The sequence below is a fragment of the Clostridium swellfunianum genome (assembly GCF_023656515.1).
Taxonomy (GTDB): Bacteria; Bacillota; Clostridia; order Clostridiales; family Clostridiaceae; genus Clostridium_AT; species Clostridium_AT swellfunianum.
The window spans coordinates 3,982,217-3,997,418 of record NZ_JAMOFV010000006.1; the positions used below are offsets into that span (position 1 = coordinate 3,982,217).

18 protein-coding genes are annotated in these 15,202 nt (G+C 35.7%); all 18 read right to left on the reverse strand.

The annotated features are described in order from the left end of the window. Window positions 1–12: 12 nt before the first annotated feature. Window positions 13–1,395, reverse strand: a complete 1,383-nt coding sequence (locus NBE98_RS18920) for a flagellar hook-length control protein FliK (protein WP_250816569.1) — start codon at window positions 1,393–1,395, stop codon at window positions 13–15. 5 nt (window positions 1,396–1,400) lie between these two features. Beyond that, window positions 1,401–1,838 carry a flagellar export protein FliJ gene (gene fliJ / locus NBE98_RS18925; protein WP_250816570.1) on the reverse strand — a complete coding sequence of 146 codons (438 nt, stop codon included), beginning with the start codon at window positions 1,836–1,838 and terminating at the stop codon, window positions 1,401–1,403. Window positions 1,839–1,852: 14 nt separating this feature from the next. Beyond that, window positions 1,853–3,160, reverse strand: a complete 1,308-nt coding sequence (fliI, locus tag NBE98_RS18930) for a flagellar protein export ATPase FliI (RefSeq protein WP_250816571.1) — start codon at window positions 3,158–3,160, stop codon at window positions 1,853–1,855. Window positions 3,161–3,330: 170 nt separating this feature from the next. Further along, window positions 3,331–3,918, reverse strand: coding sequence for a FliH/SctL family protein (locus NBE98_RS18935; RefSeq protein WP_250816572.1), 588 nt, complete (start codon window positions 3,916–3,918; stop codon window positions 3,331–3,333). Further along, window positions 3,902–4,915, reverse strand: coding sequence for a flagellar motor switch protein FliG (gene fliG / locus NBE98_RS18940; protein ID WP_250816573.1), 1,014 nt, complete (start codon window positions 4,913–4,915; stop codon window positions 3,902–3,904). Before fliG ends, NBE98_RS18935 begins: the two co-directional genes overlap by 17 nt. Before the next feature lie 6 nt (window positions 4,916–4,921). After that, window positions 4,922–6,511 carry a flagellar basal-body MS-ring/collar protein FliF gene (gene fliF / locus NBE98_RS18945; protein WP_250816574.1) on the reverse strand — a complete coding sequence of 530 codons (1,590 nt, stop codon included), beginning with the start codon at window positions 6,509–6,511 and terminating at the stop codon, window positions 4,922–4,924. A 26-nt stretch (window positions 6,512–6,537) separates the two neighbouring features. Further along, a complete protein-coding gene (gene fliE / locus NBE98_RS18950) occupies window positions 6,538–6,837 on the reverse strand; it encodes a flagellar hook-basal body complex protein FliE (protein ID WP_250816575.1) in 300 nt (99 codons plus the stop codon). An 11-nt stretch (window positions 6,838–6,848) separates the two neighbouring features. Beyond that, the gene (gene flgC / locus NBE98_RS18955; RefSeq protein ID WP_250816576.1) at window positions 6,849–7,283 is read right to left on the reverse strand and encodes a flagellar basal body rod protein FlgC; all 435 of its coding nucleotides are present in this window, start codon (window positions 7,281–7,283) and stop codon (window positions 6,849–6,851) included. A gap of 5 nt (window positions 7,284–7,288) precedes the next feature. Then, entirely contained in the window at window positions 7,289–7,696 is a 408-nt protein-coding gene (gene flgB / locus NBE98_RS18960) for a flagellar basal body rod protein FlgB (RefSeq protein ID WP_250816577.1), read from the reverse strand. A gap of 300 nt (window positions 7,697–7,996) precedes the next feature. Continuing rightward, on the reverse strand, window positions 7,997–8,845 hold the full coding sequence (locus tag NBE98_RS18965; RefSeq protein WP_250816578.1) for a flagellin: 849 nt from the start codon (window positions 8,843–8,845) through the stop codon (window positions 7,997–7,999). Between the two features lie 523 nt (window positions 8,846–9,368). Then, window positions 9,369–9,548: a YjfB family protein gene (locus NBE98_RS18970; RefSeq protein ID WP_250816579.1), complete on the reverse strand. Its 180-nt coding sequence runs from the start codon at window positions 9,546–9,548 to the stop codon at window positions 9,369–9,371. A gap of 85 nt (window positions 9,549–9,633) precedes the next feature. Then, a complete protein-coding gene (locus tag NBE98_RS18975; RefSeq protein ID WP_250816580.1) occupies window positions 9,634–11,112 on the reverse strand; it encodes a flagellin N-terminal helical domain-containing protein in 1,479 nt (492 codons plus the stop codon). 399 nt (window positions 11,113–11,511) lie between these two features. Continuing rightward, window positions 11,512–11,874 (reverse strand): flagellar protein FliT, encoded by a 363-nt coding sequence (gene fliT / locus NBE98_RS18980; RefSeq protein WP_250816581.1) that lies wholly within the window; start codon window positions 11,872–11,874, stop codon window positions 11,512–11,514. Window positions 11,875–11,903: 29 nt separating this feature from the next. Next, entirely contained in the window at window positions 11,904–13,808 is a 1,905-nt protein-coding gene (fliD, locus tag NBE98_RS18985) for a flagellar filament capping protein FliD (protein ID WP_250816582.1), read from the reverse strand. A gap of 74 nt (window positions 13,809–13,882) precedes the next feature. Beyond that, window positions 13,883–14,269, reverse strand: coding sequence for a flagellar export chaperone FliS (gene fliS, locus NBE98_RS18990; protein ID WP_250816583.1), 387 nt, complete (start codon window positions 14,267–14,269; stop codon window positions 13,883–13,885). 13 nt (window positions 14,270–14,282) lie between these two features. Continuing rightward, window positions 14,283–14,561 carry a hypothetical protein gene (locus tag NBE98_RS18995; RefSeq protein WP_250816584.1) on the reverse strand — a complete coding sequence of 93 codons (279 nt, stop codon included), beginning with the start codon at window positions 14,559–14,561 and terminating at the stop codon, window positions 14,283–14,285. A gap of 24 nt (window positions 14,562–14,585) precedes the next feature. Further along, complete coding sequence (locus NBE98_RS19000; protein WP_250816585.1) at window positions 14,586–14,957, reverse strand: flagellar protein FlaG; 372 nt, start codon at window positions 14,955–14,957, stop codon at window positions 14,586–14,588. Between the two features lie 18 nt (window positions 14,958–14,975). After that, the gene (gene csrA / locus NBE98_RS19005) at window positions 14,976–15,191 is read right to left on the reverse strand and encodes a carbon storage regulator CsrA (RefSeq protein ID WP_250816586.1); all 216 of its coding nucleotides are present in this window, start codon (window positions 15,189–15,191) and stop codon (window positions 14,976–14,978) included. Between the last annotated feature and the right edge of the window lie 11 nt (window positions 15,192–15,202).

Genomic DNA, 15,202 nt, shown 5'->3' on the forward strand with positions numbered 1-15,202 from the left:
GTTATCACCTCTCTATGCTAACGCATTAATATTGCCATCCTGTATATCGTAATTCTGTACCACAGCATCATCATTGTCTATAGAAGCAATTTCACTGTCTTTTCTCCCCTGCTGTCTTCCATCCCTCTTAGAATCTCCATTGCCATTAAACAAAAAGTTCTCGCCATTATAAAGACTTAGATTAAAGCTTTGAATGTTCATATTTTGCTCAGCAAGCTGATTACTAATAACTGGCAACTGAGAATTTAAAAGATTATAGGTTTCCTTACTTGAAGCTGTGATATTAGCCTTCATAACTCCATTGTCCATTGATAATCTTATTATGATTTCGCCTAAATCCTTAGGAAGTATTTTAACTGAAAGCTCCTTAAGGTTGTTAGTATCCATAAATTTTACAGCTTTAATGAAATCCATATTAAAGCTATCTTTGTTAATTACTACAGGTGCTTCTGCAGATAGCGGTTTGTCTGTTCTTATAACCTCAAACCTTGTAACCACATTTGCTATTCTATCTGTTAAATTGCTTATCGGATCCTTTTTATCAACCTTTTCTAATAATCCCTTTAAAAGTTTATCTTCACTTTCTCCAGGTTTAATATCCAATTGGATTCGCTTGTAGTTGCTGCTTTCAGTTGAAGCTTTATTTGTTTCAATAATAGTGCTATCAACTGATTCTATTTTTACCTGTTCAGAGTGTTGTAAGCTGTTGACGGTCTCTTGATCTTTTATGCTAAACTCTGTTTTGCTTGTTGATTTGACATCACTATTAACCAAGCTATCTAATTCCTTAATTATAGCTTGTCTCAACGCTTTGTCATCATCCGCAGTAATAAGCCCAAAATCTTGATTTATTTTGCTTATTACAGCTGTTAGTTTATCCTTAAAATTCGAATCACTTGCTAGTTTATCCACTATCTTTGAAGCTAGCTCGCTAAGCTTTGTAGGTTTGTCGTCGATTATTGTACCCAGCTCTAATCCTAAAACATCTGCATTAGTCTTAATAGGATTAGTTTCTTCAATTTTATTTCCTTGGAAAAACTCAGACACTATTTGCTTTAGTTTTAAAATATCCTTAGGCTTTGTAGTACCTCCTAAGCTTGCAAGCAGCTGCAAAAGCTCCATCAGCTTTTTATCAACTGTTTCTGAAGGCTCAGCCTTATCAAGCGTATCATTTCCTTCAACTTGCTCTTCCTCGTGCTTTGCCATATCAGTTGTCTTATTTATATTAGAAGGTTTAGCCTCTACTTCTTTGTTTTCTGGCTTCTTAATATCTTCACCAAGCTTTTTATCAATAATCTTTGCAAAGCTCTTATCATCCAGCTTTGCGTTTGCTTTTGGTATCATCTCTGCAGGAGTTGTCTTCCCTGACAAAGCTTTAATATTTACACTATCCATTCCTTTCACCTCCTTTCATTAGCTCTTATAAACCCATAGAGAGCAAACTCATCATTAGACTTCTGTTCTACTAATGCCTGCTCTTTTATAAAACACTGAAGCTGCTTATCCTTTAAAATTTCAACTGTTTTTCTTTCAATTTGTTTTTGCTTTAACTCTTCTCTTCTTGCCTCTAGGGCTTTAATCTTCTTCTGAAGTTCCGATGCAGCTTCCATAATTGAGCTGTTTAAAGCATTTAGATAAATATGCTTCATTTTTTGTTCCGCCAAGCTTACCCCTGAAGATGTGAATCTGTATTTATTGTAATTATCCCTTAAAGTCTTAAGCCTTGCCTCAGCTTCATCTTTTTCCATCTGAGCTTTTTTAAAGTACCTTTTACTCTCTTCCTCTTTGTCCTCTCTAATATCTAGCAGCTTTTGAAGTTTAAAGTTAAATCCTTCCAATACCTATACACCTTCTATTTAAAAATACTATTTAAAGCTAGCAAACTATCTTTAAAGCTTGTATGTTCCCTAATTCCTTGTTTTAAATATTTTTCTATTGAATCGTTATATGTTATAGCCATATCAATTTTTTTGTTGCTTCCCTTAACATAAGCACCAATATTTATTAAATCCTCAGAATCCTTATAGGTTGCCATTAGGTCTCTAGCTAAGGAAGCGGTCTTTCTATGCTCTTCCTCTGCTATTTCAGGCATAAGTCTGCTAACACTGTTTAAAACATCTATAGCAGGATAATGATTTTTAGCAGCTAGTGCTCTTGATAACACTATGTGGCCATCTAATATACCTCTTACTGCGTCAGCTATAGGCTCATTGAAGTCATCACCGTCAACAAGCACTGTGTAGAAGGCTGTGATAGAACCCTTGTCTGACATACCTGAACGCTCCATAAGCCTAGGCAGCATGGCAAACACTGAAGGTGTATAGCCCTTTGTAGCAGGAGGCTCTCCAATAGCAAGTCCAACTTCCCTTTGAGCCATTGCAAATCTGGTAACTGAATCCATCATTAGTATAACCTTCTTGCCTTGGTCTCTAAAATACTCTGCAATTGCAGTAGCAGTAAAAGCACCTTTAAGCCTAACTAAAGCGGGTCTATCTGAAGTGGCACAGACTATTACTGACTTTTTTAAACCTTCTTCTCCAAGGTCTCTTTCAATAAAGTCAAGTACTTCTCTTCCTCTTTCGCCTATAAGTGAAATTACGTTTACATCAGCTTGCGCATATTTGGCAATCATTCCAAGAGTTGTACTTTTACCGACACCACTACCTGCAAATATTCCAACTCTCTGTCCCTCTCCACAGGTTAAAAAACCATCTATCGCTCTTACACCTGTAGGGAGAACATCTTTAATCCTTTTTCTCTTTAAAGGGTCAGGAGGGTCTCTGTCAAGCTGATACGGAACACCGCCCTTTAGCTGTTCCTCATTTAAGGGATTTCCAAGGCCATCTAATATCTTGCCAAGTAAACTATCCGAGCAGTTTATGCTCATTGGCTTTCCCTCAGCAACAACTCTACAGCCAGGCGCAATGCCAACAAGTTCACCAAGGGGCATTAGAATTACGTTATCTTCCTTAAACCCCACCACCTCACAGGTTATTGGCAAGTTCTTTTCATTATATATAGTGCATACCTCGCCAACAAAGGCTCTAACACCTTCAACTTCAACTGTTAATCCAATTACTTTTTTAACCTTGCCTTCGATATAAACATAGTCAGCAGTTTCTACTTTTCTTTTAATCTTTTCAAAATCCAGTGATAGCATAATTACTCCTTTTCCTTAAGGATGTCTTCAATCCTTTCAAGTGCGTAATCAATACCCACAATAACCTTGCCATTGCCCTTGTCAATAACTGCATTTCCAGGCTCTAAGCTGCTGTCTCCTAGGATGAATATATCTCCTAAAAAGCCAAGCTGTTCCTTCCAGTTGTTTGCTTATGCCTTTAAAGCCTCAACATGAACAGTGCTGCATCTTATAATAAAATTACTTGATTTTTTAGAGGCTTCAAGCGCTTCTGAAATCATAGAATTTATTGCATCCTCTGCTTGAACTTCTTTTTTAAGCACTGCTCTAGCAATTGCAGCAATCAAATCATTTATATCTTTAGCCTTATCCTGCAGGTAGATCTCATACTCAACCTTGGCATTTTGAAGCAGATTTTCAGCTGAAGCTATTATGGCATCACCTTCAGCCGAGGCTTGTTCAATAGCTTGAGGATAAGCCTCATTAAAACCTTCCTCATAACCCTTCTGGTATGCCTCATTTTTTAGCTGTTCAGCTTTTAAAAAAGCTTCTTCCTCTATATTTTTAACGTCCTGAAAAGCTTTAATCTTAATCTGCTCAGCTTGTCTTCTGGCATTTTCAACAATATTTCTAGCTAAATTTTCATAGTTCTCTATATGATTTTTAGCATTTTCCTCACATTCTGCTTTAATAGTTTCTGACTCAGCATTAGTAACTATCTGACGCAAGCCAGTATTTTTAACACTAGTGTTTTTTATAACGTTATACGATGATTGCATCTTCCCCACCTCTGGATATTACTATCTCTCCAGCTTCATCAAGTCTTCTTATCATAGCAACAATCTTCTGCTGTGCTTTTTCAACATCCATAAGCCTTACTGGTCCTAAGAATTCCATATCTTCCTTTAATGCAGCTGCAGCTCTCTTTGACTGATTTCTATAAATAGCATTTGCAACCTCTTCCGAGCATCCCTTAAGTGCAAGAGCAAGTTCCTTTGTTTCGACTTCTCTAAGAACTCTTTGTATAGATACATCATCAAGAGTAATAATATCTTCAAATACAAACATAGATTCTTTAATCTTTTCAGCAAGCTCTGCATTCTCTTTTTCAAGGCTTTCAGTAATATTCTTTTCAGTAGTTCTGTCAACCTGATTAAGTATATCAACAAGCGTCTGGACTCCGCCTAATACTGTCATATCTGATTTAACAACGCTTGAAAGTTTGCTGTCTAATACCTTTTCAATTTCCTTAACAACTGCTGGAGAGGTATTACTCATGGAAGCAACTCTTAACGCAACTTCAGATTGAACATCCTCCGGCAGTGAAGATAATATCTGAGCAGCTTTTTCAGGCTGTAGATAGCAAAGTACAAGCGCTATAGTTTGCGGGTGTTCATTTGTAATTATATTTAAAAGCTGATGTGCATCAGCTTTTCTAGCAATTGAAAATGGTCTGTAGGTTTGGGTGGCCTCACTTACCTTGTCCATTATTTCCTTAGCCCTTTGTACACCAAGTGCTTTACCCAAAAGTGTTCTTGCGTATTCCATACCACCTTCAAGAATAAAGTCCTTTGCTTTATTTATTTGAATAAATTCATCCAATATTTCATCCTTCTGATCTGATTTAACAGAAGTTATATTAGCAATCTCATAGGTTATTTTCTGGATTTCAGATTCCGGAAGCTTCTTAATTATTCCTGATGCGGCATCTGGACCTAAGGTTATAAATAGTATGGCCGCCTTTTGTACACCACTTAATTTTGTCTCTCTAGCCATAAACTATCACCTCTCCTCCTCCGCTAGCCAAGATTTTATAATGTCAACAACCTGATCTGGCTTTTCAGTTGCGTATCTCTTAATTTCATTTTCAATATGAGCTCGTTCATTATTGCCTTGCTTCTCAAAATCAATAGGCTTGAAAGATAAATTTGGCTCGTCATCACCTAAAAGTACATCTAAGCCCTTAGGAGATACAATAGCATCTAGCTGCTCTTCCTGCGGTGATCGCTTTCTACCTTTTCTAACAAAGGCTATTATTAAAGTTATAAGTGCTAATGCAGCTACTCCACCAATTGCAAGCTGAGTATAAAGCTTTGTTCTCGCTGCCTTATCTTCTGATGCCTTTAAATCCTCAACAGCTTTTTTAGCAGCTTCCATATCTGTATTATCAAAAGCAATACCTTCAACGGTTATAACATCGCCTCTTGTTTCATTAAAACCTATAGCACCTGCAACAAGATTTTTAACCTGATCTCTTTGAACTAACTCTAAATTTCCATCAATAATAACTGAAGCTGTTACTCTTTTAACTGAACCAGGAGCCTTTACAGTTTTAGTCTCATTCTTACCATTCTCGTAATTCTTTGTTTCCTTTTGATAAGTTACATCATTTGAGTTTACAGTTGTATCTTGCCCTGGTGTGTTATTGGTCATATTATTATCTACTGGACTCTGAGAAGGTCTAGTAGTTGTATTCCCATTTGTGTTTCTTTCATACTGCTCGCTTACAACAGCTCCCTTAGGATCAACTATTGTACTAACACTTTGAACTGCATCAAAATCTAAATCAGCATTTACCTTAACAGTAACCTTGTTTTTGAAAGGCTTTGAAAGCTGTTCCATAACCTTTCCTTCAAGCAGCTTTTCATAATCTTTTTTAAGCTGCTGCTGCTTTTCAGAATCTGCACTAACAGTTGCATTGTCTTCATTAAAAAGATCCTTACTTAAAAGTTTTAACTTATCATCAACAACTTGCACATTTTCCTTTGGCAAGTTCTTAACGCTGCCAGAAACTAAAGCCACTATGGATTTAACTTGTTCCACTGTAAGATTTTGCCCACTCTTCATAATAAGAGTTACAGACGCACTAGCTGGGGTTGAATCCTTAACAAAAACACTTTCTTCAGGTAAAACTAAAGCCACTCTCGCTTTTTCAATTTGTGGGAACCCCTTTATGGTTCTTTCAAGCTCAGCCTGAAGAGCCCTTTGGTATTTAATTTTCAATTCCGTATCAGTAGACGAAAAGGTGTTGCCGCTCTCAAACAGCTCCCACCCCTTATCACCGGAAGTAATTTCAGGTGCCAAATCTAGCCTAAGCTCTTCAACCATTGAAGCAGGAACTGAAATAGTATTTCCTGAAACCTTATAATCTGTTATCTTCTTTTCCTTTAACTTATCTATAACAAGCTTAGCTTCATTTGCCTCTAAATCTTTAAACAAAATCCCATACTTTGTAGCACCTAAGGTTACAGATAAATAAATAATCACTGTTAATACGCCAACTAAGCTAACTCCGAAAGCTATCTTTTTCCCCCTGCTTAAACTCTTAATTTTCCCATATGAGCTTTTAAATAACTCCGATAGCTTACCCATTCCAAGCACTCCTTATTTTATAATCTCTATATCTGCATTCTATTAATTTCCTGATAAGCTTCCACTATCTTGTTTCTGATTTGGACAGCAAGCTCAAGGGACATCTTAGCTTCTTCTGTAGAAAGCATTACTTCATGAATATCTACATCTTCACCCTTAATTAATTTTTCTGTCATATCTTCAGCTTGAAGCTGTTTACCGTTAACTCCATCCAGTTTTTCTCTTAGCGTATCTATAAAACTAACTTCTTTTTTATCTTCAGTCTTGTCTGCAAGCTTTAGCTTATCAAAAATATTTGAATCTGGAACAAAACCATTAATTTTCATTATTTATATCCCTACCTTCCAATCTCCAAGGCCTTTAAAAACATGCTCTTTTCAGAATTCATAGCATTAACATTGGCCTCATATGCTCTGGTTGAAGCAATCATATCAGCCATTTCATTTAATATATTTACGTTTGGCATAGTAACGTAACCCTCAGCATCTGCATCTGGATGTGAAGGGTCATAAACTCTTCTAAGCTCTGACTGATCTTCTTCTATTCCTACAGCTTTTACACCAAGCATATTTTCCTTAAGCTTGCCTGTTTGCCTATCCATTTCTTTATCTAAATTTTCCTGAAAAACAGCAACCTTCCTTTTATACGGTTGTCCATTTTCTCCTCTCGTAGTAGTTACATTAGCAATATTTGAAGCTATAGTATCCATTCTAAGCCTTTCAGCTGACAAACCACTGGCACTAATTCTTAAAGACCTGAAAGCATTAATCATGCTAATTATCTCCTTCCTTCATTGATGACATATCTCTCTAAGGCAAGCCTGCTGTTAACCTGAGTTATTAAAGAATTATAAAGAAGGTTATTGGCTGCCTGATTAGCCATTTCATTGTCTATATCTACATTATTGCCATCTTCTCTCATGCTTGAAGACAAATCTTGTTCAAGCTTTATCTCACCAGCCTCACTGCCGGTTTTAATATGCTTATCCTTCGTTGCTTTTAAATCCATTGATTCAAGACTGTTCTGAAGGCTTTCCTCAAAGGATACAGAATAACGCTTGTAGCCTTTTGTATTAATGTTAGCTATATTGTTTGAAGTAACCTTACTTCTCAGAGAAGAAGCATCCAAACCTTTCTTTAAAAGACCATAAACCAGCGAACTTTTCGACACATTATTTATGTTCACGATATCATCTCCGTGTTTTTTTGATTTATTTTCCAATATTATAGCACATTTCGCGGTATTAATGTAGTTTTTATTTTACATGAAATCAATTTGTTTGTATATGGATTTTTTCGCTTTTCAGCCAATCCGACAATTTTTTTTCTACTAAAAATAGTATGAACTTCCAACCTTAGAAAAATTGCCTCTTTGACACTTTTTATCGCAATTACGCTCAATAAAATATCATCTTACTAACCTTCTACTCTTTAAAATAAAAAAGACTCAAGCTGCCTTGAGTCCTTTTTTACCGCACAATAAATATTATTTTCTCATATTTTCCAGTATTCTAAGAATATCCTGAGGGAATCTGTTTGTCTGTGCCATAAGTGCATTTCCAGCTTCCATAAGTATATTTCCCTTTGCAAAATCAATCATTTCTTCAGCGATATCAGCATCCCTTATGCTGCTCTCAGCCCCCTGCATTTTATCACTGATTTCAGTTAAGTTTTTGTAGCTGCTTTCAAATCTGTTTTCTAAGGCTCCAAATTTGCTGCTTACAGATAAGACCTTTTCTATTGCCTTATCCAAGGTATGTAAAGTCTTATCTATTCCACCTTCAGCTGTTACATCAATTTTATCAAGATTTAATTTATTACCATCTATGTCTTCAATTTGAGAAGTTCTTAAGTCAAACAATTCTATTTTTACAGTATCACCTCTGTTTGCTCCAATAGGCATACTTAATTCACTAACCTTAGGGGCAAGAAGGTTTACTCCATTGAATTCCATATTGTTTGCAGCATCGTCTATTCCTTTAAGCATTTGGCTTATTTCCTGCTGCATAATTGCTTTATCCTCTGGGCTGTTAGTTCCACTTCCTGCCTGAACAGCCAGTTCTCTTATCCTGGCAAGCATGTTATTAATAGTTCCCAGCGCTCCGTCTGCGGTTTGCAGCATGCTCACGCCATCCTGAGCATTTCTTGCAGCCATTTGGCTTCCCCTAATTTGCATCCTTAGCCTCTCGCTTTGAGCTAAGCCATTCGGACTATCCTTAGTCTTATTTATCTTTAAACCTGAAGAAATTCTTCCAAGTGCAGTACTTTGCTTTTCAAACACCTTCGATTGTTCTCTGTATATATTCAGAGAAGCCATATTGTGATTTAATCTCATCCAAATCAACTCCGTTTGTAAATTCTGATTTACATTATATTTTTATTATCGAAGAAATTGAACAAGACTTGAGATAAAAATTTCAACTAGAGGTCTTACTGATATTATCCTTTAGATTAATTCATCCATGACTTGTTAACTTCTTATATTCTTTTATTTTTATATTCTTTTACTTTTAAATTGTTAACTTCTTGGACTTTTACCATTTCACTTCATTATTGGAACTCCACAATGAACTTTCATATTTTTTCGCTTCAAATCATCTTTTCTATCACGGATATCAAAACTACCATCACTATTATCATCTTAACTTACTGTATCAGTGATACAAGTATTTCAGGCTATATAATTTCGCATGAACGAAAAAGAGCACCAGCAACTATTATATTAGTTACTAGTGCTTATTCATCTATTTCCTGATATTCAGTCCTTCTATTTTCTTCATTTAACATTTTCAACCTATACTTCACCCATTGCAATTCCTGCTGTAACTCTTTTCTTAGTTCATCTTTCTTATCCATGACTATGCCTTAGCATCCAAGTGCTGCCCTAAATTAGGGTCAACCACAGCATTTTTCAGCATTTCTGCCATTTGTGCAGCACTTTCCTTACCTGTGTTCATAGCCATCTTCATTACTGCTAAGCTAGCTGCTTCTTGTACTTTTGATTGACTCATCACTATTGATAGTGCTCCTATGTCCATATGATTACCTCCTAGTATCTTTTATTTGAAAAAGAGTCAGAGTATCCACTCTGACTCTTTTTAAGTTCTATATTTAGAGCTTCAATTATCTTAATAATTGAAGAACTCCTTGAGGTTGTTGGTTAGCTTGGCTTATCATAGCTTGAGCAGCTTGGCTAAGGATGTTATTCTTTGAGAATGTCATCATTTCTTTAGCCATATCTACATCTCTAATTCTTGATTCAGCTGATGTTAAGTTTTCTGAAGCTGTTCCTAAGTTATTAGCTGTGTGCTCTAATCTGTTTGCATATGCTCCTAGTTTAGATCTTTCAGCTGAAACTGTTTCTATAGCAGTTTGGATTGTTGTTATTGCTGAGCTTGCTGCTGTTTGAGTTGATACATCAATTCCAGCTTCTGTAACTGCATCTGCAGTTTTAGCATTAGATGCAAAAGTAGCTGCTGATGCAGCAGTTTCATCTATAGTTATTGTAGCTGCAGTACTTGCACTTAAACTTCCATCAAGTTTAACAGTAAGTCCGTTAGTTGCTGTTCCTGTGAAAGTTGCGGATGTAGCAGTTTCCTTAACAATTACACTTTCACCGCTTACTGTTAACTTAACTTCGTCAGCTGCTAGACCATCTGTAGTAGAAACTGCTCCAGCATTTGCTGCAATAGCAGTTGCATTTCCAGTAGCTGTTAAACCAATACCTGCATTAGTGAACGCTGTATTAATATTAGCAGCAGTCCAGTCACCAAATGTATTACTTCCTGCAAGCGTAATTGTTTTATTTGCTGCATCTATTGAAGCAGTAGGAGCACCAGCACCTCCAGTTGTTGTTACAATTGTATATCCGTTATATGTTGATGAATCTGCAGTTGACGCTATAGTTACACCAGTCATTCCTGCTGCGTTTGCTGCCCAAGCAGTTTTAGCTGCTGTATCGTTAGCTGTTAAGCTTAAGCTTGCACCATCAACTATAGCTGTTCCAACTGTTGATCCAAGTGTAACACCTGTTACATCAGTAGCGCCTGCTGTTACTGTAGCTGTAGTTACATCTCTAGAAACTCCTAAAGATTTAGCATCCATTGCATTTATAGATAAAGTGATATCTTGATTAGCATTTGCTCCAACATGGAATTTTGCTGATTTTATTCCTGTATCTTGAATTCCACCGTTTATAAGTTTTTGAGTGTTGAACTCTGTATTGTTAGCTATTCTAGTAACTTCTTTAGCTAACTCATCCATTTCCTTTTGGATTTCATTACGGTCAACAGCAACGTTTGTATCGTTTGATGATTGAACTGCTAATTCTCTCATTCTTTGAAGAATTGAGTGAGTTTCATTTAAAGCACCTTCAGCAGTTTGAATCATTGATATACCATCTTGAGCGTTTCTGTTTGCTTGGTCTAATCCTCTGATTTGACCTCTCATTTTTTCTGATATAGCAAGACCTGCTGCGTCATCTCCAGCTTTGTTTATTCTTAAACCTGAAGATAATTTTTCCATTGACTTACCTGCTGCTGCAGTGTTTCCAGTCATATTTCTGTGTGCGTTTAACGCATTCATATTGTGATTGATTATCATAATAAAATTCCTCCTTGAATTTTCATTTTAGGACATCCTTGTCCATTATTTATAGTTAAGCTCTTTGAGCCTACTAACTTGATTTGTGAAGTATTGCTTTTCAGCTTATCCTTATTGGCAGGCGGTCTATTTTCTAGTGAATCTCATTATTAAGTATTTCCATTACGAAGTTAACTTTCAACACTTAGAAAATCTTCTGCCGTCCAGTAAAACATACTAACCTCATGGCCACTCGGTTAATATATCAAACTGACTGTACTATATATATCGACTCACTTTTTACATACTTTATACTTTTTTATAATTTTTTTTACAAAAATATCGATTTTTTTGTTTATATACTACAGTATTAGTCTACTTTTCTTAATGCATAAAAAAGACCGCGAAATTTCGCAGTCTTTAAATCTTTTTATTAAAAAATAAAGCATCAACCTTATATTTCGTATTATAGCTTTTACTTGCAGTTTTTGATGCTGACAGCTTATCTAGTTCTTGCTTAACTTCAGCCCTACGCTTATTCATAAGCAAAGTAAGCTTTTGCTGAAGCGGCATTAACTGCATTTCACTGCTTATATACTTAAAGCTTTCTTTTGTATAACTAAGCTTGCTCATATCATCTATAACCGCTTGTCTATCATTAAACAACGATTCTAGGCTTTCATATTGTTCTTTTTCTAAACAATCTATAAGATTTATAGTTAAATCTTTAAATCTTTCAAGATATTGTCTTAATATTTGAAGTACTTCTTTATCCAAAAACATCGTCGTTTTAATCTCCTCTTAATTTAAGGCTATGCTCCTCCACCTAGTTGTTGAGCCAGCCAATTGGATTGAGAGTTCAGTGAATTCATAGCCTGTTCCAGCTTTGCAAATTGAGAATAATATCTATTTTCTTTGCCTGCTAATTTTTTAGTTAACTCATTAATGACTTTATCCTTGTCTTTTATTTGATTATATAAAAGATTGTTAAATTCACTAAAGTCACCTTTAATACCAGCCTTTTCAATTAGGAAACCTTTCTTGCCAGCGTTGCTTCTTGTAGTTCTTGCATTATCCTGCAGGATATCATTAATCCTTTGGAATATACCTTGGTCGCTGTTTCTTGCTTCTCTCTCAGCTGTAGTAAGGTCTGGGCTGTAGGTTGGCTTCTTTGTTGAAGTCTGCATAAACAGCTTTGCCACCTGTTCTCCTTTTGTAGCAAGCATATCCTTAAGCTTTTGTTCTCCACCCAGAGTCATATCAAAAACTATCTTTCCCTTTTGAGTATAATCAGATGAAGTGTTCAAGCCTAAATCCTTTAGAGATATTCCTGCGCCCTCAACTCCTTCGAAAAATGCGCTTCTCATGGCAGAAAGCATATTTTGAAGTGTACTGTCATTCTTTAAAAGTCCTTCCTTAGCTCTCTCTTCCCATTTTTTAATATCCTCTGGCTCCATATCTTTTTTCTGCTCATCAGTCAAAGGTTTGTATTCATACTGCTTCTTTTCACTTATCTTTTTATTAACCTTATCTACAATTTCATTATACTTATCTATAAAGCCCTTAATTTTATCAAAGGCCTTTTGGGTATTAGAACTTACAGTAATATTTGTTGTAGTATTTGCTCTTGATAAGGAATAGCTTATACCATCTAAAGTAAAATTGTTAGTTGATTTTGTCACATTTACCGCTGTGCTTGAACCAGGAGGAGTTATTTTTAATACCGCATCTTCGCCTTTAACTTCCCCAGCATTTGCATAGCTTGGCAAACCTAATTCTGATTTAGCAAAATCAGGTACATTGTTAATTCTAACTTCTTTTCCATCCTTTTGTCTTAAAGAAAATGTTTTAGTTGCAGGATCAAATGAAGCTGCTACCATATTACCAGTATCATTGTTAATGTTATCTACAATATCATTAATTGTTGCACCTGCACTAAGGCTTATGTTTTTAGTAGCTATAGTTCCATTAGAATCCACATAGCTTATATCAAAAGAACCGCTCTTAGTCAAAGTATCTACCGTAGTTTTCATATCAATAGAATCCTTATATATCCCAAGTGCACTAATGCTGCTGTCTATATTCAAGCTGTTACCGCTGCCTGTAGCAGAGGTTTGTATAGTAAACTGTCTAGTAAGCTCACTATATTTTGCAACAACATTCCCAGAGGTAGCATTGCTTATTTTTTGAATAACATTTTCAATTGTATCTCCTGTTTCTATTTTAACCGGCTTAGTTGTTCCATTATAAGTTATGTTAACAGTAGTATTGCTTGCTAACCCTAGTGATGACATTGTTGAGGATTTAGTTGTATTTTCTGCTAATGGTCTTCCGACCTTTGTAGCTGCTGAAGCCAAGTTTGTAACTTCAACCCTATAAACCCCAGTAGCAGCTCCAACTCCAGCCGCAGCACTAGATCCTGGTATTGATGATACTGCTGCGCCTGCTGCAGGCACGTCTGCAGAAACCACATCAAAGGCGCTGTAATTATTCTTCGAAAGTACATTTGTCTCTGGCTTAAGCACATCAAAATATGTGCTTCTAAAGGTGGTTAAATCACCTATAATTTCTCTATATAAATCCTGCTGCCATTGTATAACTTGTCTATTTTGCTTTACCTTATCCACCTTCATGTTTTCAGCTTTCATAAGCTGCTTAACCATGGTTTCTGTATCTAACCCACTTGCCATACCTAAAATTCTAAGTGTATCACTCATAAAAAACACCACCCTTATACAAATAAACAGTCAAGAGCTTTTAACCTTCAACTTCTCAACTGTTTACAATTCTATTATTTTGTTCCTTTAGCTATCTTATAAGCCTCATTCCAAGTATCTCTAACGTCTTCTATAAGTGGAATAACCTCGTTCATAATTTCTATATCCTTTTTTATATTTGCATCCGTAAGCCTTCTAACAATAAAATCATATATATTCATAAGTCCCTTAGCCCATTCGCCGCCTTTTTCAATATCCAAGGTTGTCATTAGTTCATAGAAAATATTTTGAGTTTTAACCAAATTCTCATGAGCTTTTTTAACGTCCTTATCAACTATTGCTTGTCTGCCTATTTTAGAGAACTTTACAGCTCCATCTAAAAGCATAAGCAGAAGCTGCTCTCTTGAAGCATAGTTTACACTGTTATTTTTATATGTGTTATATGCATTGTTTTGCATCAAATCCCACCCACCTTTACTTTTTTACATCCAGATAAACACCCTTGGAACCTTCCTCGGTCTCTACTTTTTCCTTAAAGGCATCTACATGGATATTTTGTGTTTTGATTGCTTCTACTATAAGTTTCTTACTTTTATTATAATGCTCAAGCTTGTAGTTTTTCTTTTGTTTATTTTCATGAGGCTTGTCCTTGTTAACTTCAATATTTTTAGTTCCGTGAACCAAGCCTTCACGTGTGGCATCATTAATTTTTTGGCGCAGGTCGGTGTCTATTTTGTTTAATCTATATTCCATAGACTAACCTCCTATATATTGCTTTTACGCCCTTTTATCTATAAGAACTCCTACCATTTCAAGCATTTTAGCAACCATGTCCAAAATTTTCTTTGGAGGCACCTCATGAATTACTTCTCCAGTTTTATCATCCACAATCTTAATCATTAAGTCATTTTTAAGCTTGTCATGATATTGATACTCAGCGTGTGTCTTACTGTCTTCAAGGAACTTATTAAGCTTGTCAACTGCATTTCTAAGCTCCTTATCGCTAATTTCCTTGCTTCCAATATTTTTATTATCGTCTACATTTACTTTTTCTGAAGCCCTTACACTGCTAGTCTGCGATGATTTATCAACACTCTTATTTGCTTCCATGTTGATTTGTAACCCTTGGCCTATTCCATTAATCTCCATATAGCATGCACCCCATCACTACTTTTTTATATTTTTAAGCATTAAGCTATCAAAAATCACAGCGTTCTTATTTTCTTCTGTTACTTCCTTATAAAGCTCTTTTCTTAATATAGTCACATTTTTAGGAGCATCTATAGAGAGCTTAACAGAGCCGTCATCTAGCTTAACAACAGTTATTTCTACATCGTCGCCTATAAGAATAGATTCTCCCTTTTTTCTAGTTATGACAAGCATATAATCCTCCT

What these genes read in the sequence shown, in the direction of transcription:
- NBE98_RS18920 (WP_250816569.1), bottom strand. Translation starts at nt 1,395, where the DNA reads ATGGATAGTGTAAATATTAAAGCTTTGTCAGGGAAGACAACTCCTGCA.
- fliI (WP_250816571.1), bottom strand. Translation starts at nt 3,160, where the DNA reads ATGCTATCACTGGATTTTGAAAAGATTAAAAGAAAAGTAGAAACTGCT.
- NBE98_RS18935 (WP_250816572.1), bottom strand. Translation starts at nt 3,918, where the DNA reads ATGCAATCATCGTATAACGTTATAAAAAACACTAGTGTTAAAAATACT.
- fliG (WP_250816573.1), bottom strand. Translation starts at nt 4,915, where the DNA reads ATGGCTAGAGAGACAAAATTAAGTGGTGTACAAAAGGCGGCCATACTA.
- fliF (WP_250816574.1), bottom strand. Translation starts at nt 6,511, where the DNA reads ATGGGTAAGCTATCGGAGTTATTTAAAAGCTCATATGGGAAAATTAAG.
- fliE (WP_250816575.1), bottom strand. Translation starts at nt 6,837, where the DNA reads ATGAAAATTAATGGTTTTGTTCCAGATTCAAATATTTTTGATAAGCTA.
- flgC (WP_250816576.1), bottom strand. Translation starts at nt 7,283, where the DNA reads ATGATTAATGCTTTCAGGTCTTTAAGAATTAGTGCCAGTGGTTTGTCA.
- NBE98_RS18965 (WP_250816578.1), bottom strand. Translation starts at nt 8,845, where the DNA reads ATGAGATTAAATCACAATATGGCTTCTCTGAATATATACAGAGAACAA.
- NBE98_RS18970 (WP_250816579.1), bottom strand. Translation starts at nt 9,548, where the DNA reads ATGGACATAGGAGCACTATCAATAGTGATGAGTCAATCAAAAGTACAA.
- NBE98_RS18975 (WP_250816580.1), bottom strand. Translation starts at nt 11,112, where the DNA reads ATGATAATCAATCACAATATGAATGCGTTAAACGCACACAGAAATATG.
- fliT (WP_250816581.1), bottom strand. Translation starts at nt 11,874, where the DNA reads ATGTTTTTGGATAAAGAAGTACTTCAAATATTAAGACAATATCTTGAA.
- fliD (WP_250816582.1), bottom strand. Translation starts at nt 13,808, where the DNA reads ATGAGTGATACACTTAGAATTTTAGGTATGGCAAGTGGGTTAGATACA.
- NBE98_RS18995 (WP_250816584.1), bottom strand. Translation starts at nt 14,561, where the DNA reads ATGGAATATAGATTAAACAAAATAGACACCGACCTGCGCCAAAAAATT.
- NBE98_RS19000 (WP_250816585.1), bottom strand. Translation starts at nt 14,957, where the DNA reads ATGGAGATTAATGGAATAGGCCAAGGGTTACAAATCAACATGGAAGCA.
- csrA (WP_250816586.1), bottom strand. Translation starts at nt 15,191, where the DNA reads ATGCTTGTCATAACTAGAAAAAAGGGAGAATCTATTCTTATAGGCGAC.